Source organism: Actinoplanes awajinensis subsp. mycoplanecinus (assembly GCF_001509495.1).
GTDB lineage: Bacteria > Actinomycetota > Actinomycetes > Mycobacteriales > Micromonosporaceae > Actinoplanes > Actinoplanes palleronii.
Map to the genome: position 1 here is coordinate 125,788 of NZ_LLZH01000268.1, position 19,533 is coordinate 145,320.

The 19,533-nt window shown below is 71.8% G+C and carries 23 protein-coding genes; 8 read left to right on the forward strand and 15 right to left on the reverse strand.

Features of this window, described 5'->3' with window-relative positions:
- Window positions 1-27 precede the first annotated feature (27 nt).
- Window positions 28-1,134, forward strand: a complete 1,107-nt coding sequence (locus ADL15_RS26015) for a ferredoxin reductase (RefSeq protein WP_067696473.1) — start codon at window positions 28-30, stop codon at window positions 1,132-1,134.
- A 45-nt stretch (window positions 1,135-1,179) separates the two neighbouring features.
- Window positions 1,180-2,343: a fatty acid desaturase family protein gene (locus tag ADL15_RS26020; RefSeq protein WP_067696476.1), complete on the forward strand. Its 1,164-nt coding sequence runs from the start codon at window positions 1,180-1,182 to the stop codon at window positions 2,341-2,343.
- Between the two features lie 6 nt (window positions 2,344-2,349).
- Here the strand turns inward: ADL15_RS26020 and ADL15_RS26025 are convergent, their stop codons facing one another.
- Both ADL15_RS26025 and ADL15_RS26030 read right to left on the reverse strand, forming a co-directional pair.
- Window positions 2,350-2,676 carry a hypothetical protein gene (locus ADL15_RS26025; RefSeq protein WP_157441603.1) on the reverse strand — a complete coding sequence of 109 codons (327 nt, stop codon included), beginning with the start codon at window positions 2,674-2,676 and terminating at the stop codon, window positions 2,350-2,352.
- 61 nt (window positions 2,677-2,737) lie between these two features.
- Window positions 2,738-3,901 carry an alpha/beta hydrolase gene (locus ADL15_RS26030; RefSeq protein WP_067696480.1) on the reverse strand — a complete coding sequence of 388 codons (1,164 nt, stop codon included), beginning with the start codon at window positions 3,899-3,901 and terminating at the stop codon, window positions 2,738-2,740.
- A 34-nt stretch (window positions 3,902-3,935) separates the two neighbouring features.
- Between ADL15_RS26030 and ADL15_RS26035 the strand changes: the two genes are divergently transcribed.
- Together ADL15_RS26035 and ADL15_RS26040 are read left to right on the forward strand one after the other, a co-directional pair.
- Entirely contained in the window at window positions 3,936-4,481 is a 546-nt protein-coding gene (locus tag ADL15_RS26035; protein ID WP_067696483.1) for a helix-turn-helix domain-containing protein, read from the forward strand.
- 9 nt (window positions 4,482-4,490) lie between these two features.
- Window positions 4,491-5,129 (forward strand): hypothetical protein, encoded by a 639-nt coding sequence (locus ADL15_RS26040; RefSeq protein ID WP_067696486.1) that lies wholly within the window; start codon window positions 4,491-4,493, stop codon window positions 5,127-5,129.
- Window positions 5,130-5,486: 357 nt separating this feature from the next.
- On the opposite strand, the gene ADL15_RS26045 is transcribed toward ADL15_RS26040, so the two are convergent.
- On the reverse strand, window positions 5,487-6,002 hold the full coding sequence (locus tag ADL15_RS26045) for a MarR family winged helix-turn-helix transcriptional regulator (RefSeq protein WP_067696489.1): 516 nt from the start codon (window positions 6,000-6,002) through the stop codon (window positions 5,487-5,489).
- A gap of 51 nt (window positions 6,003-6,053) precedes the next feature.
- Here ADL15_RS26045 and ADL15_RS26050 point away from each other — a divergent pair, with 51 nt between their 5' ends.
- Window positions 6,054-6,770 carry an SDR family NAD(P)-dependent oxidoreductase gene (locus tag ADL15_RS26050; protein WP_198171013.1) on the forward strand — a complete coding sequence of 239 codons (717 nt, stop codon included), beginning with the start codon at window positions 6,054-6,056 and terminating at the stop codon, window positions 6,768-6,770.
- Between the two features lie 45 nt (window positions 6,771-6,815).
- Here the strand turns inward: ADL15_RS26050 and ADL15_RS26055 are convergent, their stop codons facing one another.
- Window positions 6,816-7,406 carry a hypothetical protein gene (locus ADL15_RS26055; protein WP_157441604.1) on the reverse strand — a complete coding sequence of 197 codons (591 nt, stop codon included), beginning with the start codon at window positions 7,404-7,406 and terminating at the stop codon, window positions 6,816-6,818.
- A 132-nt stretch (window positions 7,407-7,538) separates the two neighbouring features.
- On the opposite strand from ADL15_RS26055, the gene ADL15_RS26060 reads away from it, so the two are divergent.
- Window positions 7,539-7,892, forward strand: coding sequence for a hypothetical protein (locus tag ADL15_RS26060; RefSeq protein ID WP_157441605.1), 354 nt, complete (start codon window positions 7,539-7,541; stop codon window positions 7,890-7,892).
- A gap of 36 nt (window positions 7,893-7,928) precedes the next feature.
- Here the strand turns inward: ADL15_RS26060 and ADL15_RS26065 are convergent, their stop codons facing one another.
- Genes ADL15_RS26065 through ADL15_RS26090 form a run of 6 tightly spaced genes read right to left on the reverse strand, consistent with a single transcriptional unit; the run spans window position 7,929 to window position 13,750 of the window.
- A complete protein-coding gene (locus ADL15_RS26065; RefSeq protein WP_067696500.1) occupies window positions 7,929-9,260 on the reverse strand; it encodes a family 4 glycosyl hydrolase in 1,332 nt (443 codons plus the stop codon).
- Window position 9,261: 1 nt separating this feature from the next.
- Entirely contained in the window at window positions 9,262-10,539 is a 1,278-nt protein-coding gene (locus ADL15_RS26070) for an ABC transporter substrate-binding protein (RefSeq protein WP_067696503.1), read from the reverse strand.
- Between the two features lie 4 nt (window positions 10,540-10,543).
- Window positions 10,544-11,359 (reverse strand): carbohydrate ABC transporter permease, encoded by an 816-nt coding sequence (locus ADL15_RS26075; RefSeq protein ID WP_067696506.1) that lies wholly within the window; start codon window positions 11,357-11,359, stop codon window positions 10,544-10,546.
- A gap of 3 nt (window positions 11,360-11,362) precedes the next feature.
- On the reverse strand, window positions 11,363-12,232 hold the full coding sequence (locus ADL15_RS26080) for a carbohydrate ABC transporter permease (protein ID WP_067696509.1): 870 nt from the start codon (window positions 12,230-12,232) through the stop codon (window positions 11,363-11,365).
- Window positions 12,229-13,293 (reverse strand): PfkB family carbohydrate kinase, encoded by a 1,065-nt coding sequence (locus ADL15_RS26085; protein WP_067696512.1) that lies wholly within the window; start codon window positions 13,291-13,293, stop codon window positions 12,229-12,231. The genes ADL15_RS26080 and ADL15_RS26085 overlap by 4 nt, the downstream gene beginning before the upstream one ends.
- Window positions 13,294-13,336: 43 nt before the next feature.
- A complete protein-coding gene (locus ADL15_RS26090) occupies window positions 13,337-13,750 on the reverse strand; it encodes a hypothetical protein (protein WP_067696515.1) in 414 nt (137 codons plus the stop codon).
- A 50-nt stretch (window positions 13,751-13,800) separates the two neighbouring features.
- On the opposite strand from ADL15_RS26090, the gene ADL15_RS26095 reads away from it, so the two are divergent.
- Entirely contained in the window at window positions 13,801-14,430 is a 630-nt protein-coding gene (locus ADL15_RS26095) for a DinB family protein (protein ID WP_067696518.1), read from the forward strand.
- 21 nt (window positions 14,431-14,451) lie between these two features.
- Here the strand turns inward: ADL15_RS26095 and ADL15_RS26100 are convergent, their stop codons facing one another.
- From ADL15_RS26100 to ADL15_RS26120, 5 genes are all read right to left on the reverse strand, one after another.
- Window positions 14,452-14,958, reverse strand: a complete 507-nt coding sequence (locus ADL15_RS26100) for a GAF domain-containing protein (protein WP_067696521.1) — start codon at window positions 14,956-14,958, stop codon at window positions 14,452-14,454.
- Window positions 14,959-14,989: 31 nt separating this feature from the next.
- Window positions 14,990-15,892: a methyl-accepting chemotaxis protein gene (locus tag ADL15_RS26105; RefSeq protein WP_067696524.1), complete on the reverse strand. Its 903-nt coding sequence runs from the start codon at window positions 15,890-15,892 to the stop codon at window positions 14,990-14,992.
- A 174-nt stretch (window positions 15,893-16,066) separates the two neighbouring features.
- Complete coding sequence (locus ADL15_RS26110; RefSeq protein WP_232344335.1) at window positions 16,067-16,945, reverse strand: tyrosine-protein phosphatase; 879 nt, start codon at window positions 16,943-16,945, stop codon at window positions 16,067-16,069.
- Between the two features lie 67 nt (window positions 16,946-17,012).
- Complete coding sequence (locus ADL15_RS26115; RefSeq protein ID WP_067696527.1) at window positions 17,013-17,555, reverse strand: hypothetical protein; 543 nt, start codon at window positions 17,553-17,555, stop codon at window positions 17,013-17,015.
- Between the two features lie 162 nt (window positions 17,556-17,717).
- Complete coding sequence (locus tag ADL15_RS26120; RefSeq protein ID WP_067696578.1) at window positions 17,718-18,515, reverse strand: TIGR02452 family protein; 798 nt, start codon at window positions 18,513-18,515, stop codon at window positions 17,718-17,720.
- 225 nt (window positions 18,516-18,740) lie between these two features.
- On the opposite strand from ADL15_RS26120, the gene ADL15_RS26125 reads away from it, so the two are divergent.
- Window positions 18,741-19,511, forward strand: coding sequence for a hypothetical protein (locus ADL15_RS26125; protein ID WP_067696530.1), 771 nt, complete (start codon window positions 18,741-18,743; stop codon window positions 19,509-19,511).
- Window positions 19,512-19,533: the final 22 nt, after the last annotated feature.

Genomic DNA, 19,533 nt, shown 5'->3' on the forward strand with positions numbered 1-19,533 from the left:
GGCCCTCTCGATTCACTTCTGTAGGTCATGCTTTCGCCCGGCCGAACGACGAGTCTTGGTCATGTGCCGGTTACCAAGACATTGCGCAATGGCGCTTGGCGAGTCGTCGAGCTGATCACCACCCCCGTGGTGCCCACCGACTACCTCGACGTCATCGCCCCGCTGCGCAACCCCAATGTCCTGCGCGCCCGGATCGAGGCGGTGCACCGGGAGACCGACAACGCGGTCACCCTGGAGCTGCGCCCGGGCCGGGGCTGGCTCCCGCACCAGCCCGGTCAGTACGTGCGGCTCGGCGTGGACGTCGACGGCATCCGGCTCTGGCGCGCCTATTCGGTGAGCAGCGCCGCCGGTCACCCGGCCGGCTGGATCAGCGTGACCGTGAACGCGGTGCGCGACGGGGTCGTCAGTTCTTATCTTCGCGACAACGCCCGCAAGGGCATGGTCGTGCACCTGGACCTCCCGGCCGGCGATTTCGTGGTGCCGCGGGAGCGGCCGGCGAAGAGCCTGTTCATCACGGCCGGCAGCGGCATCACGCCGGTCATGGGCATGCTGCGCAGCCTGGTCCACGAGCTGTCCGACGCGGTCGTGGTGCACTCCTCCCGCACCCCCGAGGACGTGGTCTTCGGTGCCGACCTGCGGGCGCTCGCCGAGCAGGGCAAGATCCGGCTGGTCGAGCGGCACACCGCCACCGACGGCCGGCTCAAGCCCGCCGACCTGGACGAGCTGGTCCCCGACCTGTTCGAGCGGGAGACCTGGGCCTGCGGTCCCGGCGAGATGCTCGACGCGATGACCGAGCACTGGGCCGAGGCGGGCGTCGCGGAGCGGCTGCACGTCGAGCGGTTCCGGCCCACCGTGCTGGTCGCCGGCGAGGGCGGCACGGTGACGTTCGAGAAGTCCGGCACCACCATCGAGTCGCCCGGCGGTGTCACGATCCTGGACGCCGGTGAGGCGTCCGGCCAGCTCATGCCGTCCGGCTGCCGGATGGGCATCTGCTACAAGTGCGTGCTGCCGATGCGCGAGGGCATCGTCCGGGACGTCCGCGACGGCCAGGTCACCACCGCCGTCGAGGGTGACAACGTCCTCGTCCAGACGTGCATCTCGGCCGCGGCCGGGCCCTGCCACTTCGACTTCTGACCAACCCCTCAAGCCCCCCGCCGCAGAGAGAACCGAGGAATACACGTGACGACGCTGCAACGCCAGGAAGTCAACCCGATCGGTCACCTCACCGCCGAGGACATCGAGTCGATCGGCCGTGAGCTGGACGCGATCCGGGACGAGGTGCTCGCGGTCCGGGGGGAACGCGACGCTGCCTACATCCGCAAGGTGATCAAGGTCCAGCGCAGCCTGGAGATGAGCAGCCGTGCCGTGCTGCTGTTCTCGATCTTCCCGCCGGCCTGGATCGTCGGCACCGCCGGCCTCTCGGTCGCGAAGATCCTGGAGAACATGGAGGTCGGCCACAACATCCTGCACGGCCAGTACGACTTCATGCGCGACCCGAAGATCCACTCCACCAAGTGGGAGTGGGACCACGTCACGCCGGCCGCGCAGTGGAAGCACTCGCACAACGAGCTGCACCACAAGTACACGAACGTGATCGGCAAGGACAACGACCTCGGCTACGGCATCATGCGGGTCGACGAGAACCAGAAGTGGCACCCGTTCTTCCTGGCCCAGCCGCTGTGGAACTTCATCAACGCGCTGTTCTTCGAGTACGGCATCGCCGCGTACGACCTGGAGCTCGGCCGCAACCTGAAGTCCAAGAAGAAGCGCAGCAACCCGGAGTTCGTGGCCAACGTCAAGGCGGTCGGCCGCAAGATCCGTCGCCAGGTGCTGAAGGACTACATCATCCACCCGGCGCTGTCCGGCCCGTCGTTCCTGCACACCATCGCGGCGAACTTCACCGCCAACATCGTGCGGAACGTGTGGAGCCACTCGGTGATCATGTGCGGTCACTTCCCGAACGGCGTCTCCACGTTCGAGCGCTCCTCGATCAAGGGTGAGACCCGCGGCGAGTGGTACCTGCGGCAGATGCTCGGCTCGGCCAACATCTCCGGCAGCAAGCTGATGCACATCATGACCGGCAACCTGTCCCACCAGATCGAGCACCACCTCTTCCCCGACCTGCCGGCCAGCCGGTATGCCGAGGTCGCGGTGAAGGTGCGCGCGCTGTTCGAGAAGTACGACCTGCCCTACGTCACCGGCCCGCTGCCGGTGCAGGTCGCCTCGGCCTGGGCCAAGGTGATCCGCCTGTCGTTCCCGAACCGCAAGCCGGCCCGCGCGGTCGACCCGGCCCGCCCGCCGCGGCCCCAGGTCGCGGCCGAGCCGGTCTCGGTCTCGGTCTGACGGTGCTCACTCGGGGTGCGGTCCGGTGGATCGCACCCCGTTCTTCCTGAGGATGAGCAGCGCGAACAGCCACATCGGCACGTACCCGAGCACCAGCGCCGCCAGCAACGGGAAGTCCCCGCAGGTGAAGACCGCCACGAACATCAGGGTCAGCGCGCAGCCGAGCAGGTAGGCGCCGGCCGTGGCGATGGCCTGCCGGCGCTCGCTGCGCCGGTGCGGGCGATGCGCCATCGCGTAGGTGAACGGGATCGCGCCCGGCTGCGCCAGGATCAGCAGCAGACCGATCACCACGATGACGGTTCCGGCGGAGACGCCCACCTCGACGTGCGGCACCCGGCACACTCCCTGCATACATCGACGACCACCAGGATCACCGCACGTTACTCTCCAGTAGCTACCCGGCGCTACGGAGCCAGCGGGCAATTCTCCGGATCACCGCTCCGGTCACGTGCCGGCCCCGCCGGTGGAACACGTGGTCGGCGCCGCGCACCACGCGGATCGTCACGCCCTTCCGATCGCGCAGCCCGGCACGCCAGAGCGCCAGATCGTCCGCGACGGTCACCTGGTGATCCCGGCTGCCCTGCAGGATCAGCATCGGCCGGCCGAGCTCCGCGGCGGTCCGCACCGGGTCGTAACCGCGCAGGTCGAGCCAGTAGGACGCCGGGAACCCGAACGGCAGGTCGGCCGCCGGGGTGTCCGGCCCCAGGTCACCGTCGACCGTTGCGACCTGCCGGTCGACGGCCGCGATCATCGCGTCGGCGGCCGGGCCCGGATCGCGGGCGGCCAGGTGCCGCACCACCCGCTGCGCGGAACGCTGCATCGGCATCGCCTCGGCCGCCAGCAGCACCAGGCCGGCGATCATCGGCGAGGCCGCGGCCACGCGCGGCGCGACCTTTCCGCCGAGGCTGTGGCCGAGGAGGAAGATCCGGTCCGGGTCGGCGGTGGGTTCCTGACACATTTCTTGTACGGCGGTGAGCGCGGGCGTCACGTACTCCTCGGTGAGTGTGTGCTCCGGCATCGGCTTGTCCCAGCGGAGCACCGCGACACCCCTCGACGCCAGTCCCCACGCGAGGTCCTTGAGCGGCTTGTCCGCGCCGTGGGTGCCGTCCCGGTCCTGCACGCCGCCGCCGGGGAGCAGGATGACGGCGGGCACGGGGCCGGCACCGCGCGGCAGGGTGAGCGTGCCGGAGCCGGTGTCACGCTCGGTGAACCGGCCGGGCTTCGCGTAGCGCGGGGGCTGCCAGACCTGCTCGGCGAGCGGGGCCAGGCGCAGCCCGTGCAGCCGGCCGGCCGGGTCGAGCGACATCACCACGACGAAGTCACCGGCCGGGCAGGACACTGGTGTCCGTACCCGGAAAAGGTCTTCGGTCGTCGCCTCCGCGGCGGGAACACCGGGCGTGCAGGGCGCACCACCGGTCTGCACCGACCAGCCGACCCGGACCGTCTCCGCGGACACCACCTCCCGCATCCGCGGCGTGAACCGCTCGGCCAGCTCCGCGAAGCGCCCCGCGCCGGCCAGCTCGATCACCTCGAGCGCATCAGCCTCCACCTTTCTCATAGTTGCGAAAGGTAGCACCGATTAGATTGATGGGGTGGACACCACCGAGCTGTTGGCACATCCGGTCCGGCTGCGGATCGTGCACGCGCTGCGCGGCGACCGGGAGATGACCACCACGGAGCTCTGCGCCCGCCTGCCCGACACGTCCAAGGCCACCGTGTATCGGCACGTCGACCTGCTGCAGCACGGCGGCGTGCTGGAGGTGGCGTCCGAACGGCGGGTCCGCGGTGCTGTCGAACGGCGGTACCGGCTGCGCCAGGAGAACGCGTCGATCAGTGCCGCGGCGGCCGCGGCGCTCACCCCGGACGATCACCGGCGGGCGTTCGCGATCGCGATGACCGCGCTGGCCGCCGAGTTCGGCGCCTACCTGGACCGGCCCGGCGCCGACCCGGCCGGCGACCTGGTCGGCTATCGGCAGCACGCGATCTGGCTCAGCCCCGCCGAGCTGACCGACCTGATCGGCGAGCTGCGCGCCGCGATCCTCCCCCGGCTCGGCCACACCCCGGCGCCGGACCGCACCCAGCATCTCCTCAGCCCGATCCTCTTCCCGATAGGCGACTCCCGATCCTCTTCCCGATAGGCGACTGACGTGACGATCAGCTCCAAGCTGGACCTGCTCCGCGAGGTGGAGGCCGAACACCGGTTCGGCGTGATCATCGAGCCACCCACCGGCGTGGACCCGTTCCCGGAGGCGCCACCCGGCGCGCTCGAGGCGTACCAGCTGTTCAGCCGGCTCGAGGGCAGCCACCTGAGCTTCCGGCAGCCCGCCGAGCTGCTCAGCCGGGAGGCGTGGCTGACCCGCGACACCAACCCGCATTGCCCGCTCGGCTCCCCGGTCAGCATCGGCACCGAGCTGGTCCAGGGGCCCGCGCAGATCTACCTCGACCCGTTCGACGGCCGGGTCTACTACATCGAGTCGGACTACTACGTCCTGCTCTACAAGGGATCGTTCGGGGACAGCCAGCTCGAGGACGGCCTGTATGTCGAGTACGCCCCGGACCTGGTCACGTTCGTCGACGAGTTCGTGCTCGGCCCGCGCTACCCGGAGTTGATCGGCGCGGGCAGCATGACCTGGCTCGACAAGAAGGGCCGCTACCGCGACAGCTGGCTGCGACTACTCGGCGCCGCCGGCCTGCTCGGCGCCCCACCGACCTTCACCGAACCGGCCGAACGCCTCCTGCTGCCCGGTCCCACCGCCTACCGCCGTCACCTCACCACCCCGGACTGACCCGGGCACCCTGCGGGCAGCCGCCCGCTCACGCTTTCGGATACCCGAGTCCCATGCTCTTGGCACGCACCCGGACCGAGTCCCGTGCCTTTTGGCACGCACACGGACCGAGTCCCGTGCTGGTCCCGCGCGACACCGCGCCCACCCCGGACCGCAGCGCGCCCACGCCCCCCGGCTGGCCCTCAGGGGTGCCTCCGGCACCCTGAGGCACCCCCGACACCCAGCCGAGACCGCGAGCAGCGCGCTGCGGCTGGGCCGGTGGCGGTCCCGGCTGGTGCTTGGGGGTGCCTTCGGCACTCCGAGACACCCCTGGCGGCCAGCCGGGGGCGTGACCGCGGTGGGGCGGACTTGGCCGGGTCAGCCGAGGGCGGGCATGGGGCCGGGGGTGGTGAGGGCCAGGGTCAGGCGCTCCAGGTGGGTGGCCAGGGCGCGGCGGTCGGGTTCCGGCAGGACGGACAGGAGTTCGCCCTCGCGGTCGAAGATCTGGCCGGCGACGGTGTCGATCAGGTCGCGGCCCGCGTCGGTGAGGTGGACCGCGACGCGGCGGCCGGGTTCGGGGGTGCGGATCACCCAGCCCTGGCGCTCGGCGCGGGTCAGGCGCTGGGAGATCGCGGCCGGGGTGACCAGGGTGTGTTCGGCGAGTTCGCGGGTGGTCAGCGTGTAGGGGGCGCCGGAGCGGCGCAGGGTGCCGAGCAGGTCGAGCAGGGCCGGGTCGATGTCGAGGGCGGCCAGCAGGCGGCGGCGTTCGTCGGCGAAGACCTTGGCCAAGTGCCAGATCCGGGTGATCACCGCGATCGAGGACGGGTCCAGGTCGGGGCGCTCCCGCCGCCATGCCGCTTCGATCCAGCCCGCTCGATCCGTCTCCGTGCTCATGCCACGAGTGTACGTTAAGGTCTAAACGTATACCGAGGCGAGGAGATGCTGATGTATGTCGTGACCGGCGGCGGTACCGGACTGGGGCGGGCCATCGCCCTCGAACTGGACCGGAACAAGGAACGTGTGCTGATCACCGGCCGGCGGGAGGCCCCGCTGGCCGCGGTGGCGCGGGAGACCGACGGGCGGATCGGCTATCTGGCCGGGGACAACGCCGAACCGGCCGTGGCCCGGGAGCTGGCCGCGGCGGTGACCGAGCCGGTGCAGGGCCTGATCCACTGTGCGGGCGGCAACCCGGCGATCGGCCGCGACGATCCGGACGGGCTGGACGAGGTGGCGGCGCTGCTCGACGAGACGGTCGCCGGGAACCTGCGCTCGGCGGCCCTGACCGTCACCACACTGGACGAGCACCTGGCCGCGGACGCGTCGGTGGTGCTCTTCGGGTCGATCGCGGCGGAGCGGGGTGTCGGGTTCTACGGGCCGGCCAAGGCGGCGGTGGCGTCGTATGCGGTGGGGCTCGCCGGGCAGCTCGGTGCGCGCGGGATCCGGGTGAACTGTGTGTCGCCGGGCTACATCGCGGAGACCGAGTTCTTCGGCGGCGGGCTGAGCGCGGAGCGGGAGGAGACCCTGCGGGAGCAGACGGCGCTCGGGCGGGTGGGGGTGCCGGCCGACGCGGTCGGGCTGGTGATGTTCCTGCTGTCGCCGGCGGCGCGGCACGTGACCGCGCAGACGCTGCACCTGAACGGCGGCGCGCACCCGACGCGCTGATCCGGAGCGGTCACACCCCGGCCCGCTGATCCGGGTAGGAGTTTCTCAACCGGCAGCCGGACTTCGGCCGGCGGCCGTGGACGGGCAGGGCGCGCCGACCGGGACGTGCAGGGTGACGGATCGGCCGGCGGCGTGGATCTCGACCGGGAGGCAGGTGGGTTCGGTGACGTGGTAGCCGCCCGGGTAGACCTGCCACTCCCCCGTGCCGGATCGCGGGCAGGGCGGGATCCGCAGGTCGGAGGTGCGCGGGCCGGCGCCGGTGTTGCCCCACTCGACGGCCGCGCGGCCGGCCGGCACCACGATCTCCGCGGTCCGGCCGGCGCGGATCAGCAGGGCGGTCTTGGCGAAGTAGCCGCCCTCCGCTGACCTGCTCACCTGGAGCGGCCCCCGCGCGGTCAGCGCGACCGCGTCGAGCAGTGTCGCGTAGCCGCCCGGCGGGGCGGTGAGACTGTCGATCGGGTCGGCGCAGTCCATGCCGCCGGGCTCAGACTCTCGAAACGAGGACGCCGACGCCGACGACAGCGGCAACGGCGACGACAGCGACGACGACGGATCGCCGGGGCCGGCTTGGCAACCGGACAGACCCGGCAGGACGACGACCAGCAGGATCAGCGTTGCCGAACGGCGAGAAGACACCCGATCACCTCTTCTCCTGGACACCCGTCGAGGCGATCAGGTTCCCGCAGGCGCCCGATCCGGCCGATATTCGAGACAGCTGTTCAACCAGTGGACACACCGGTGTCATCCGCAGGCCTCAGAATGCTCCGCGTGGTCTCCGATGTCGCCACGGCGCCGGGCGCCGTTTCCGGGTGGGTCACCCTGCGCCGGGCTGCCATCGGAGCGGGGCTGGCGCTGGCGGCGTGCACTCTGATCCAGTTGCTCGGACGCCCGGTCGGTGCGTTCCTGGACGCGACTGTGGTGATCTGGTCCGTCGTCGCGCTCTACAACAGCCTGGACCACCGGTGCCGGACCGCCGTTGCCGCGGCGGTCCTGGCTACCGCAGCGGTGTGGTTCGCCGCCGCGCCGCTGCTGGACGCGGGCCTGCCCGGCGCCGCCGCGCGAGCCGCCGTGAGCATCGTGCTGGCCAGCCAGCTCTACGCGGCGGTCACCCACCTGCGCTGACCGGCCGGCCCTCGAAAACGTGCACGGCGGAGGGCGTCAGCGGAGATACGCCAGCTCAGGCAGCTCCGCCCGATAGCTGTCGACCAGCCGCTCCGCGATGGCCGGGTCACCGACCAGCGGGTGGGTGACCATCGCCTGGATCGCCGCCGCCCGGGAGCCGCTGCCGACCGCCTCCAGGATCAGCCGGTCGGTGGCCTTGACCGCGCGGACCAGCTCCACCGCATGTCCCGGCAGCGGCCCGACCGGCAACGGCACCGCCCCGCGCCCGTCCACCCGGCACGGCACCTCCACCACCGCGTCACCGTCCAGCACGTCGAGGGTCCCGCGATTGCGCACGTTGAGGATCAGCTCGGCCGGCTCGTCCCGGGCCAGCGCGCGCATCACCGCGAGCGCGACCCCCTCATACCCGGCCGGCCGGCTCTCGTCGTGCTCGCGCTCCCCCGCGCCGGTCAGCTCCCGGTTCTCGGCCATGTAGGTCGCCTCCCGCTCCCGCCACGCGTCCCGCCAGGCCTGCAGCGGTTCCCCGGCGGCGATCTCGTGGTAGGTCCGGTCCTGCTGCTCGCGCAGGAACGCGCCCCGGGTCTGCGGGGCGGAGCGCACCGCGTCCAGGGTGCCCTTCGGGTCGTAGTAGTAGTGCAGGTACTCGTTCGGGACGGCGCCCAGCTCGCGCAGGTCACCGAAGAGCCGCCCCTCCTCGATCGTCGCCAGCCGCCCCGGGTCGGCGAGCAGGCCGGGCAGCAGGTCACGGCCGGTGGCGTCGTGGACGCCGTAGAGCCAGCCGAGGTGGTTCAGGCCGGCGTAGTCGATCCGTACCTCGGCAGGTGCGACCCCGAGCGTCCGCAGGACGCGGTCGACCAGACCGGTCGGTGAGTCGCAGATCCCGATCACCCGGTCGCCGAGGATCCGGGACATCGCCTCGGTCACCAGCCCGGCCGGGTTCGTGAAGTTGATCAACCAGGCGTCCGGCGCGACCGCGGCGACCCGCGCGGCGATGCGGATCGATTCCGGTACGGACCGCAGCCCGTACGCGATACCGCCCGCACCCACGGTCTCCTGCCCGAGCACTCCCGCGGCCAGCGCCACGTGCTCGTCGACCACCCGCCCGCGCAGCCCGCCGACCCGCACCGCGGAGAACACGAACGCCGCCCCGGTCAGCGCCTCGTCGAGGTCGGTCGTGGTGACCACGGCCGGCGCGTCCGGCACGTCCCGGGCCAGCGCCGCGAGGACGCTCCCGATCCCGGCGAGGCGCCCGGGGTCCACGTCCTGCAGCACCACCTCGGTGATCCCGGTGTGCCGGTGGTCGGCGAGCAGCGCCTGGTAGACGAGGGGGACCCGGAAGCCGCCCCCGCCGAGAATCGTCAACCGCATGTCAGCCCTTCATCGCTTCGTTGCCCGCGTCCTGTGCCTTGCGCAGTCCTTCCGCGACACCGACCTGGCCGAGGAAGACCTGCTGCAGGATCGGCGTGTACGCCGTCCCGCCCGCGCCGACCCGCGGCCCGACCGGCGCCGGGAACGTCGTCCCGGCCGCTGAGTCGAGGAACGGCTGCAGGTCGACGCCCTGCTTCTTCCAGTAGTCGACGAACGCCGGCTGCGCGGCCGTCACCCCGGGGAACGCGTAGCCGCCCTCGGCGATCGGCTTCACCCCGTCGGCCGTGCCGATCCAGTTCAGCACCTCGCGGGTGGCGTCCGGGTGCGCGGTCTTCGCCGACGCGACGGCGGCCACCCCGTGCACCACGCCGACCCGCCCGGCCGGCCCCTTCAGCATCGGCGCGAGTCCCCAGGCGAAGCCGGCACCCTCTTGCACGCTTTTCAATTGGTACGGCCCGGACTGGAACAGCGCGAGCTTGCCCTGGGTGAACAGCTGGAGAGTCTTGTCGCCGTTGGTGTTGGTGTCCGCGGCCGGCGGCGCCACGTGCTCTTTGTTGATCAGGTCGACCACGTACTGCAGGGCCTGCACGGTCTTCGGCTGGTCGGCGAAGGTGAACGTGTCACCGGACTGCCAGGTGCCACCGTTCGACCCGACGAAGTCCCACATGATCCCCTGCTGGTCGAACGCCGCGTTCAGTCCGTACACCTGGATTTTCCCGGGGTTGAAGCCGGCCTGGCCGACGGTCTTGCCGGCGGAGTCGACGGTGAGTTTCCGGGCGGCCGCGCGCAGCGTGTCGGTGGGAGCGGCCGGGTCCCAGGCGAGCGTGGCGGGGTCGACGCCGGCGTTGCTGACCAGGTCCTTGTTGTAGAACAGCGCGATCGAGTCCCACAGCTGCGGCACACCCCAGAGCTTGCCGTTGCGGGTGTAGAGCTCCACGACCGACGGTGTCCAGCCGCTGTCGACGTCGACCGGCAGCAGCTGGTTGTTGTCGGCGTAGAGGCCGAAGTTCGAGGTGTTGGTCCAGAAGATGTCGGCGGCGGTGCCGGCCGCGATGTCGGCGGGCAGCTTCGTCCAGTAGTCGGCCCACGGCACCAGCTGCACGGTGACCTTGATGTCCGGGTGCGCCTTCTCGAATGCCGCGAACGACTGCTGGTACGCCGTGGCCACCTGGTCGTCCCAGAGCCGGAACGTGACGGTGGTCTTCCCCTCCTCGTCCCCGCCGCCGGCCACCGAACAGCCGGCCAGCAACAGAAGGATCAACAGAGCGACGCGTCGCATGTGCTCACCTCATCCCGGTGATGGTGATCGAACGGACGATGTGCTTCTGGAAGATCGCGAAGAGCACGAGCAGCGGCATGGTGGCGAGCGTGGTGGCGGCCATCACCAGGGTCCAGTTGCCCTGGTACTGGCTCTGCAGGCCGGCGACCGCGACGGTGAGCACCTGCCAGCGCACCCCGCTGGTGACCACGAGCGGCCAGAGGAAGTCGTTCCAGTGCGTGACCACCGTGATGATCAGCAAGGTGGCCAGGATCGGACGGCTCAGCGGCAGGATCACGTGCCGCAGCACCCGGGGGTGGCCGGCGCCGTCGATCCGCGCCGCGTCCAGCAGTTCCTGCGGGACGGCCCGGAAGAACTGACGGAGCAAGAAGATCGCGTACGGCGAGCCGAACATCGACGGCAGCACGATCCCGGCGAACGTGTTCACCAGGCCGGCCTCGCTGAGCAGCACGAACCGCGGCACCAGCACCGCCACGGCGGGCACCATCAGGGTGGCCAGGTAGACCCAGAAGAGCGCGTCCCGGCCGGGGAAGTCGAGTCGCGCGAACGCGTACGCGGCCAGCACCGAGCAGGTCAGCTGTCCGAGAACGACCACCAGCACCACCTGCACGGTGATCACCAGTGGCGGGATCAGGGTGTGCCCGCCGACCACCAGCTCGGCGTAGTTTGACCCGGTCACCGGGTCGGGCAGGGCCAGCGGCGGCTGCTGGGCGAACTGCCGCGGCGTCTTCACCGAGGTCTGGACGCTCAGCAGGTACGGCGCGAGGATCAACACCGCGCCGACCCCGAGCGCGAGATAGGTGACCACGGCACGGCGCATCGTTCACCCCATCTCGTACGTCGTGCGCCGGCGGAAGTACGACTGCTGCGCGATCGTCACCGTGATCAACACCAGGAACAGCAGCACCGACATGGCCGCGGCGCGACCCATCCGGAACTCGACGAACGCCTCCCGATAGATCGCGTACGCCACCACCTCGGTGCGCCCGGCCGGCCCGCCCTGCGTCATCGCGTAGACCGTGTCGAACACCTGGAAACTGCTGATCACCCCGGTGGCCAGGACGAAGAACGTGGTGGGGCGCAGCAGCGGCCAGGTGATCCGGCGGAAGCCCTGCCACGGACCGGCGCCGTCGATCCGGGCGGCCTCGGCGTACTGCGGCGGGATGCCGGCCAGCCCGGCCAGGAAGAACAGTGCCACGTACCCGACATTGGTCCAGACGGTCACCGCGGCGACCGACGGCAGCGCCAGGACCGGGCTGGTCAGCCACTCGACCCGGTGCCCGAGCAGCTGGTTGACCGCGCCGTCGGACGGGTCGAACAGCCAGCGCCAGACCACGCCGAGCGCGAGCGGCGCGCTGATCCACGGCAGCACCAGGATCGCCCGGAACCAGGCCGACCCGGGCAACCGCTGGTCGAGCAGCACGGCGGCGGCCAGACCGAGCGCGGTCTGCACCGGGATGACCAGCAGGACGAAGCCCGCGGTGACCGCGAGTGATCGGCCGAACGCCGGGTCGGTGAGCACCGACCGGTAGTTGTCCAGCGCGGTCCAGTGCGCCGGGCTGACCAGGTCCCACCGGAACAGGCTGATGCCGAGCACCACCACGACCGGGAGCAGCAGGAAACCGCCCACGCCGAGCAGGCTGGGAGCGAGGAACGCGTAGCCGGCGACGGTGTCCCGGTTACGCCGGCTCATCGCTCGGCGTGCGCGTCGGAGAGCCGGGCGATGGTGGCGGTCGCGCGGTGCACCGCGGTGCGGCTGCCGGGCGGGATCACCTGCGGCAGGAACGCGTACCGCCGGGCGAGTGCGGCCTCATTGGACTCCGGGTGACGCCGCTGCGCGGCGGCCAGGGTGGCCTGCCACCAGTCGGCGATGTCGCCCCAGCCGGGCGCGGAGAGCGAGCCGCCGAAGTGCTGCACGCTGAGCGCCGCGACCAGGTTGGCGAACGCCACCCGGTCGGCGAGCGGCCACCCGGCGAGCGTCCCGGTGATGAACCCGGCGGTGAACACGTCGCCGGCGCCGGTCGGGTCGAGCGCCTCCACCGGCACGCCGGGGACGGTCGCCACCTCGCCGGTGGCCGAGTCGATCGCGAGCGAGCCGTCCGCGCCGTCGGTCACCACCACGATCGGGACCAGCCCGGCCAGCTTGTCGAGGGCCTCGGCCGGGGTGCCGGTGCGGGTGTAGCGCATCGCCTCGACCGCGTTGGGCAGGAACGCGTGACAGTCGGGCAGCACCTCCAGGGCCTCGACCGACCACTGATCGGTCTCGTCCCACCCGACGTCCGCGAAGATCAGCGTGCCGTTCGCCCCGGCCCGCGGCACCCAGCCGGTGCCCGCGCCGCCCAGGCTGACCGCCGCCGCGCGCGCCGCCGGCAGCCCGTTGACCAGCCCGTCCGCGTCGGTGGGCAGCGGATGCCCGTGGGTGATCATGCTGCGGTCCCGGTCGTACGCCAGCGAGACGGTGACCGGTGAGTGCCAGCCGTCCACCCGGCGGGAGGCGGAGAGGTCGATTCCCTCCTGCCGGCTGAGCACCTGGTGGCAGAATTCGCCGTAGGCGTCCGTGCTCAGCGCGGTGCCGAGCCCGGTGTGCAGGCCGAGCCGGCTGGCCGCGACGGCGAGGTTGGCCACCCCGCCCGGGCACGACCCCATCCCGGAGGCCCGCACCTCGGTGCCCGGCTCGGGCAGCTCGCGCAGCCCGGTGAAGATGACGTCGAGGAACACCACCCCGGGGACGAACAGATCGAGCTGGCGCGCCATTGGCCGATCTTACCTCCGCCCCGATAGGGGAAGTGGTAATTGATCACCCGTTGCGGCGCAGGTCTCCATGGGCTCCACGCAGGGTGTCCGCCTGGCGGTCGGTGCCCGGCGGGCGGATCTCGTCGAGCAGGCGCCAGGCCTCATCCAGGGCCTGGGACAGCTCGCGGACCCGGCCGGCGTGCTGCCGGCGGACGTCCTCACGGACCTTCTCTATCCGGCGGAGCCAGCCGGCGCTGCTCTCCGGGGCGGGCCGGGGCGCCGGGGCCGGCGCGGGCGGCGCCGGCGGCTCCAGGACGTCGCGGGCCGGGACGATGGCGGCGATCGGGCGGCCGCCGTCGACCACGACGGTGACCTGCCCGGTGAGGTTGGTGAGACGGACGAGCTGCTGGAACCGCAGGCGAGTCTCGGCGACGGAGAGCTCGATGCGGCGACGGATCGGCATGGCTGGTTCTCCCATACCGCGATGATGCGCGGGGGGTACGACAATTTGTTCGATAGGTTCACCCGATGACGGATTCACTCACGCTCGCACCGACCGCCGAGGACGTGCGCGCCGTGGTCGCGCGGGCCGCCGAGGCGCTCCGCTCGGCCGCCGATCAGGACTGGCAGGTCCCGGCCGGTGATCTCACCTGGTCCTGCTGGGAGACGGTGGAGCACGTCGCCGACGACCTGTTCGCCTACGCCGGCCAGCTCGCCGCCGACCGGCCGCCCACCGATCGGTACGTCCCGTTCGGCTACCGGCGGTCCCGCCCGGACGCGCCCGCGCTCACCGTCTACGTCGATCGGTCCGAGGGCCCGGCCGGCCTGCTGCAGGTCCTCGAGTCGTCCGGCGGGCTGCTGGCCGCGGTCGTCCAGCTCAGCCCGGCGCAGCGGCGGGGCTTCCACCCGTTCGGGGTGGCCGACGCCGGCGGGTTCGCCGCGATGGGCATCGTCGAGGTGCTGGTCCACCTGCACGACCTGGCCGGCACGCTGCGGTTCCCCTGGTCACCCGACCCGGACGTGTGCCGCCGGGTGCTGCACCGGATCTTCCCGGACGCCCCGGCCGGCCACGAACCGTGGCCCACCCTGCTCTGGGCCACCGGCCGCGCCGCGCTCCCCGACCACCCGCGCCAGAGCGAGTGGCGCTGGCGAGCCTGAGCCGGATCACCACCGGCAGGCCTAGGTCCGGTACTTCACCAGCGCTTCCATCGCCTCGTCGGCGCTGTCGCTCAGGATCGCCATGTCCACGTCGGTGTAGATGCGCCGCCGCGAGTCCACCACGCAGTGCGCGCCCAGCATCAACCCGTCCGGGGTGGCCAGCGGCACGCCCAGATAGCTGCGCAGCCCGGTGTTGGCCAGGAACGGGTTGGCCGCGTGCACCGGGTCGTCGCTGAAGTCGGCCACGCAGTACGGCTCCCCGTTCAGCACGGTCCGGCTGCACACCGCCCACTCCGCGGGGGCACCCTGCGGCGTGGCCACCCAGTCGACCAGCCCGTAGGAGCCGATGATCTGCTGACGGTCCGCGGTCAGCACCGACACCAGCGAGACCGGCGTCTCGAGGAGCTTGGCGCTGCGCATCGCCACCACGTCCAGCTCGGCGCGCAGGGCCGGGTCGAAAAGGTCGTACCGCGCCAGCTCGGTCAGACGCCCCGGCTCGGCCAGACGGTCGTATGCCTCGATCTTCACAAGAGCCTCCTCCGGGACAACGGTACGACAGTCAGTGCCGGAAACCGCCGACCAGGTTGGTGAGGTCACCGGCCAGCCGGGTCAGGTCGGCCGCGGCGAGCTGGGTGGTCCGGGCGCCCTCGGCCGTCGCGGAGGCCACCTCGGTGACGCTGTTGACCGTACGAACGACCTCGCCGCTGCTGGCAGCGGCCTCGGCCACCGACCGGCTCATCTCACCGGTGGTCGCGGTCTGCTCCTCGACGGCCGAGGCGATCGTGGTGGTGTAGTCGCCGATCCGCTGGATCACCTCGGTGATCTCCCCGATCGCGGTCGCCGCCGAGGTGCTCGAGTTCTGGATCGCGGAGATCCGGGCGGTGATCTCCTCGGTGGCCTTCGCGGTCTGCTTGACCACGTCGCCGATCTCGGCACTGGCCGCGCCCAGCTCGGCGACCTGGTTGTTGGTGCGTTCGGCGACGGCCATGCCCTCGTGGGCGACCCGGGCGGCCTCGGCGGCGTTCGAGGCGATCTCGATGATCGAGGCGCTCATCTGCTCGGCGCCGGCCGCGATCGCCTGCACCCCGGCGTTCACCTCCTCGCTGGCCGTGCCTGCGCTGCCGGCCCGGTCGGCGACGTCGCCGGCCCGGGCCGCCGGGACCAGCTGGTTCTGCCCGACGTCGGCGTACTTCTGCCACGTCTCCGGGAGGGTCGTCACGGTCGCCTCCGCGCCGGCCGGGCCGGTCGCGGCGTACTCGTCCAGGGCCGTGTCGACCTCGGCCAGGTCGGCGAGGAAGTTCTTCTCGAACGTCGCCTTGTTGGTCTTGTCCTCGTAGATCGCTTCGAGCGCCACGTCGAGGCGGGACTGGGTGACCCCGTTCTGCACCCGGCCGAGCGCGGCGACGCAGATCGCCACCATGAGCTTGACGTTGACGCTGAGGTCCGCCCAGAACCGCTTCATGTCTCACCCCTGAACCTGGTGCCGCCCCTGCACAAGACAAGGTCGGCACCGGATCGACACTGCTGAGACCACGGTTCAGCGCGCCGCCTCGAGGGTTCCCGGGCACTCCCCGGGCACGGCGGAGGACCCCTTCACCGTCGTACCGGAAAGGGGTCCTTCTTTTGATCTTTGTTTTCAGCCGGCCAACAGTTGTGCGCGCAGCGTCCGCAGATCCCGGCCGGTCAGGCCGAGGCCGGCGCGCAGGTAGCCGTCGAACGTGCCGAACGTCGCGGTGACCTCGTCGAAGCCGGACTGCAGGTATTCGGCGCGGACGTCGAGCACGGCCTGGTAGCCGGGGCGGATGACGGCCGGGACCTGTGCCAGGGCCGCCTCGTTGGACGCCGCGTTGTAGGTGTTGCTGAGCAGGTAGTCGTCCAGCACCGTCGCGCGCGGCACGCCGAGCGCGGTGAGCAGCGCGGCGCTGGCCCAGCCGGTCCGGTCCTTGCCCGCGGTGCAGTGGTAGAGCACGTTCGCGGCGCGCGGGTTCCCGACCGTGCTGAACAGCGTGGTGTACGACGCCCGGCCGGACGCCGAGGAGACGAACGCCTTCTCACCGGCGACCATCATGGCCACCCCGCCGGCCTCGGTGGTGAGGTCGATCGCGCCGAGCCCGCCGCTCGCGTCGCTGGTGCCGATCACGTTCGCGTTCAGGTAGGTGACCCCGGCCGGCAACCGGTCCGGCCCGGCGGCGATCTCCGCGGGCGTACGGAAGTCGATGTCGGTCGTGATGTCGAGGCGCTGGAGCTTCGCGACGTCCGCGTCGGTCAGGGTGGCCAGGGAGTTCGACCGGAAAAGCACACCCATCCGGACCCAGCGGCCGTCCGTGGTGCGGTAGCCGCCGGCGTCCCGGAAGTTCGGCGCCGAGGCCAGGTGCAGCGAACGGTCGGCCAGGGTGAGCGACTCGCCGCGGTCCGGGACCAGCTCGAACCACCAGCGGTCGGCGGCGCCCAGGTTCGTGACCGTGACGGTGGCGTGGCCGCCGGCGCGGGCCACGGCCTTGCGGTGCGACTTCACGGTTCCAGGGAAGGCCGCCGAGCGGTCCGGGGAGCGACGCGGCAGCCATGCCAAAGTAAACATAGGTTTACTTCATGGGTGGGCTTCCGTTTTTCGCCCCGGACGGGCGGTGCGGGCTGCCGGGCTGGGCGCGTGGGCGGTGCGGGCTGCCGGGCTGGGCGCGTTGGGCGCGTGCCGGATGGCGAGGCGCCCGGGCGGAGTGGTGCACCACCGGCGGGGTGATCCGCAGGCGGCGCAGGAGCGGGGCGAACGGGTCCCGGAACGTACGGCCGGCGATGGTGAGCAGCAGCGCGGCGGCGACCATGCCGACCGCGGGCAGGCCGATCAGCAGGGCGAGCACCGAGACGACCAGGCCGGACCAGACCATCACCCGCAGGCCGACGTCGACGACCGGGATGCCGCTCGGGCGCTGCCGGGTCCACACCGGCAGGAACGAGCCGGCCAGGGCGAGCAGCACCGCGCCGAGCACGGCGGCGCCGGTGAGGAAGATTTGCGGCCAGTGGTAGTGCCGGCCCAGGGCGTACCCGCCGGAGACGATGCAGCCCACCCAGACCTTGGCGAGAGCCCAGCGCCCGAACCGGACCAGCGGATCGCCGAAATCGTCGGACATCGTCGCCAGTTTATGGGCGCACGGCGGGGTTGCGGCAGAACTCGGCACGTTCCGGCCACCGGCTGGTGCTCACGGTCGTACCGAAGGCCTTGAGACTGCCGTGAGCACCAGCCGGACCACACCGCGCGTCGGCGGCGCCGCGGACCTCGCGTGCCGGGCCCCTCAGGCTGCGGGGAAGACGGACTCGAAGGCTTTCCGGATCGTGCCGGTGCGGTCCAGGATCGCGAAGGTGACGTGGTCGAACCAGGGGCTGATCGCCAGTGCGCCGGCGAACGCCTCGGCGACCTCGGCCGGGTCGTTGCCGAAGACGCCGCAGCCCCAGGCGCCGAGGATCAGCTCCCGGTGACCGTGCGCGGCGGCGACCCGCAACACCCGCGCGGCCCGGCGCTCCAGCGCACCCTTGATCTCCGGGACCGCCTCCGGCTGGTTGCGGGCGATCGCGGAACGGTTCGGGGCGGCCGAGACCAGGAACGAGACCGGGTACGCCGCGGGCAGCATCCGGCCCTTGTCGTCGCGGAACACCGGCACGGCGGGTGCGTAGATGACCCGGTCGGTGTAGAGCAGGGACGGGTCCGCGCGGTGGTAGGCGTAGAAGTCGCCGGCCGCGAGCAGGCACGGATAGAGCGCCGAGCCGCGGGCCAGGCTCTCCTCCTGCGCCTGCGCGCCGTTGCGGAAGCCGCCGCCGGGGTTGCGGGCCGACGCGAAGTTCAGGCAGGCCGGGTTACCGCCGAGCCGGCGGGCCGCCCAGAGGGTGGACTCCGCGGTCACCTCGATCGTCGGCGGGCGCGGGTGCGGGGTGGCGGGTGCGGCGAGCTCGTCGCCGGGGAGGTGCAGGCGGGTGCCGGCGACCGCGCGGGCGACCTGGTCGGCGATGTCGACACGTCCGTCGGGGCCGTCGTAGTGACCCTGCTCGGCGATCGACACGGTCTCGTTGGCTATCGCTCGCAACCTGGCACTCATGGCCGCGATCATCTAGGACGGGGTGGGAGGCGCGCGAGCCGATTATCGCCGTGATTCCTCTGCGGCCGGCCTTTCCCGATCCTGTCATCGGTCTTGCTCGCGGCCTTACGCCCGGCTCTCCCGGACCTGCCACCGGTCCTGCTCGCGGCCTACTCCCGGTGGCGTACTCGAAATACGACCTGGGTCCGACGACGGAACCTGTCGGCGCGCGGCAGGATCGTCGGCATGACCACGGTCCTCGCCACCGCCGCACGCACCGGCCGCGCCCTGCGCCCGGTCGAGCGGACCGCGCACCTGGTCGGCGCGCTGCTGATGCTCTCCGGCGTGCTGCACTTCGGCGTCTTCCTGGTCGACGGCGGCCCCTGGGAGGGCCCGGTCTCCTGGCGCAAACCGACGACGTTCGGCCTCTCCTTCGGCCTCACCCTGATCACCGTCGCCTGGGTGACCTCCTATCTGGTGATGAGCCCCCGGGCCCGCGTCTGGCTGCTCGGTGTCTTCACCGCCGACTGTGTCCTCGAGGTCGCCGGCATCACCGTGCAGGCCTGGCGGCGGCTCCCCTCGCACTTCAACACCGAGACCCCGTCCTCCCGGGCGATCGCCATGTCCCTGGCCTTCGGCGGCGCGGTGCTGGTGGTGGTCCTGACCACCTTCGCCCTGGTAGCGCTCCGTGGCCGCATCCGGGGCCCGTCCGACCTGGTCCTGGCTCTGCGCGCGGGCTGGTCCCTGCTCCTGCTCACCTTGTTCACCGGCGTCGCCATGGTGGCGAAGGGCTCGATCCTTTTCCGCACCGAGAGCCCCCAGGCGGCTTACACCACCGCCGGCTCACTGAAACCGGTGCACGGCGTGGCCCTGCACGCCATCCTGGTCCTCCCCTTGCTCGCCGTCCTGCTGCACCAGCGAGGCTGGCCCGAGCCCCGCCGCCACCGCGCCATCAGAGCCGCCGTCTGGCTCTACGCGGTCACCACCGCCGCAGCCACCGTCATCTCCCTGACCTGACCACCACGCACCCCGCCCACCG

Coding starts and splice junctions, on each gene's coding strand:
- ADL15_RS26065 (WP_067696500.1), bottom strand. CDS start 9,260: ATGCGGTTGACGATTCTCGGCGGGGGCGGCTTCCGGGTCCCCCTCGTC.
- ADL15_RS26120 (WP_067696578.1), bottom strand. CDS start 18,515: ATGAGTGCCAGGTTGCGAGCGATAGCCAACGAGACCGTGTCGATCGCC.
- ADL15_RS26095 (WP_067696518.1), top strand. CDS start 13,801: ATGACGGATTCACTCACGCTCGCACCGACCGCCGAGGACGTGCGCGCC.
- ADL15_RS26075 (WP_067696506.1), bottom strand. CDS start 11,359: ATGCGCCGTGCCGTGGTCACCTATCTCGCGCTCGGGGTCGGCGCGGTG.
- ADL15_RS26085 (WP_067696512.1), bottom strand. CDS start 13,293: ATGGCGCGCCAGCTCGATCTGTTCGTCCCCGGGGTGGTGTTCCTCGAC.
- ADL15_RS26105 (WP_067696524.1), bottom strand. CDS start 15,892: ATGAAGCGGTTCTGGGCGGACCTCAGCGTCAACGTCAAGCTCATGGTG.
- ADL15_RS26090 (WP_067696515.1), bottom strand. CDS start 13,750: ATGGGAGAACCAGCCATGCCGATCCGTCGCCGCATCGAGCTCTCCGTC.
- ADL15_RS26115 (WP_067696527.1), bottom strand. CDS start 17,555: ATGTCCGACGATTTCGGCGATCCGCTGGTCCGGTTCGGGCGCTGGGCT.
- ADL15_RS26030 (WP_067696480.1), bottom strand. CDS start 3,901: ATGAGAAAGGTGGAGGCTGATGCGCTCGAGGTGATCGAGCTGGCCGGC.
- ADL15_RS26070 (WP_067696503.1), bottom strand. CDS start 10,539: ATGCGACGCGTCGCTCTGTTGATCCTTCTGTTGCTGGCCGGCTGTTCG.
- ADL15_RS26125 (WP_067696530.1), top strand. CDS start 18,741: ATGACCACGGTCCTCGCCACCGCCGCACGCACCGGCCGCGCCCTGCGC.
- ADL15_RS26080 (WP_067696509.1), bottom strand. CDS start 12,232: ATGAGCCGGCGTAACCGGGACACCGTCGCCGGCTACGCGTTCCTCGCT.
- ADL15_RS26045 (WP_067696489.1), bottom strand. CDS start 6,002: ATGAGCACGGAGACGGATCGAGCGGGCTGGATCGAAGCGGCATGGCGG.
- ADL15_RS26050 (WP_198171013.1), top strand. CDS start 6,054: ATGTATGTCGTGACCGGCGGCGGTACCGGACTGGGGCGGGCCATCGCC.
- ADL15_RS26015 (WP_067696473.1), top strand. CDS start 28: ATGCTTTCGCCCGGCCGAACGACGAGTCTTGGTCATGTGCCGGTTACC.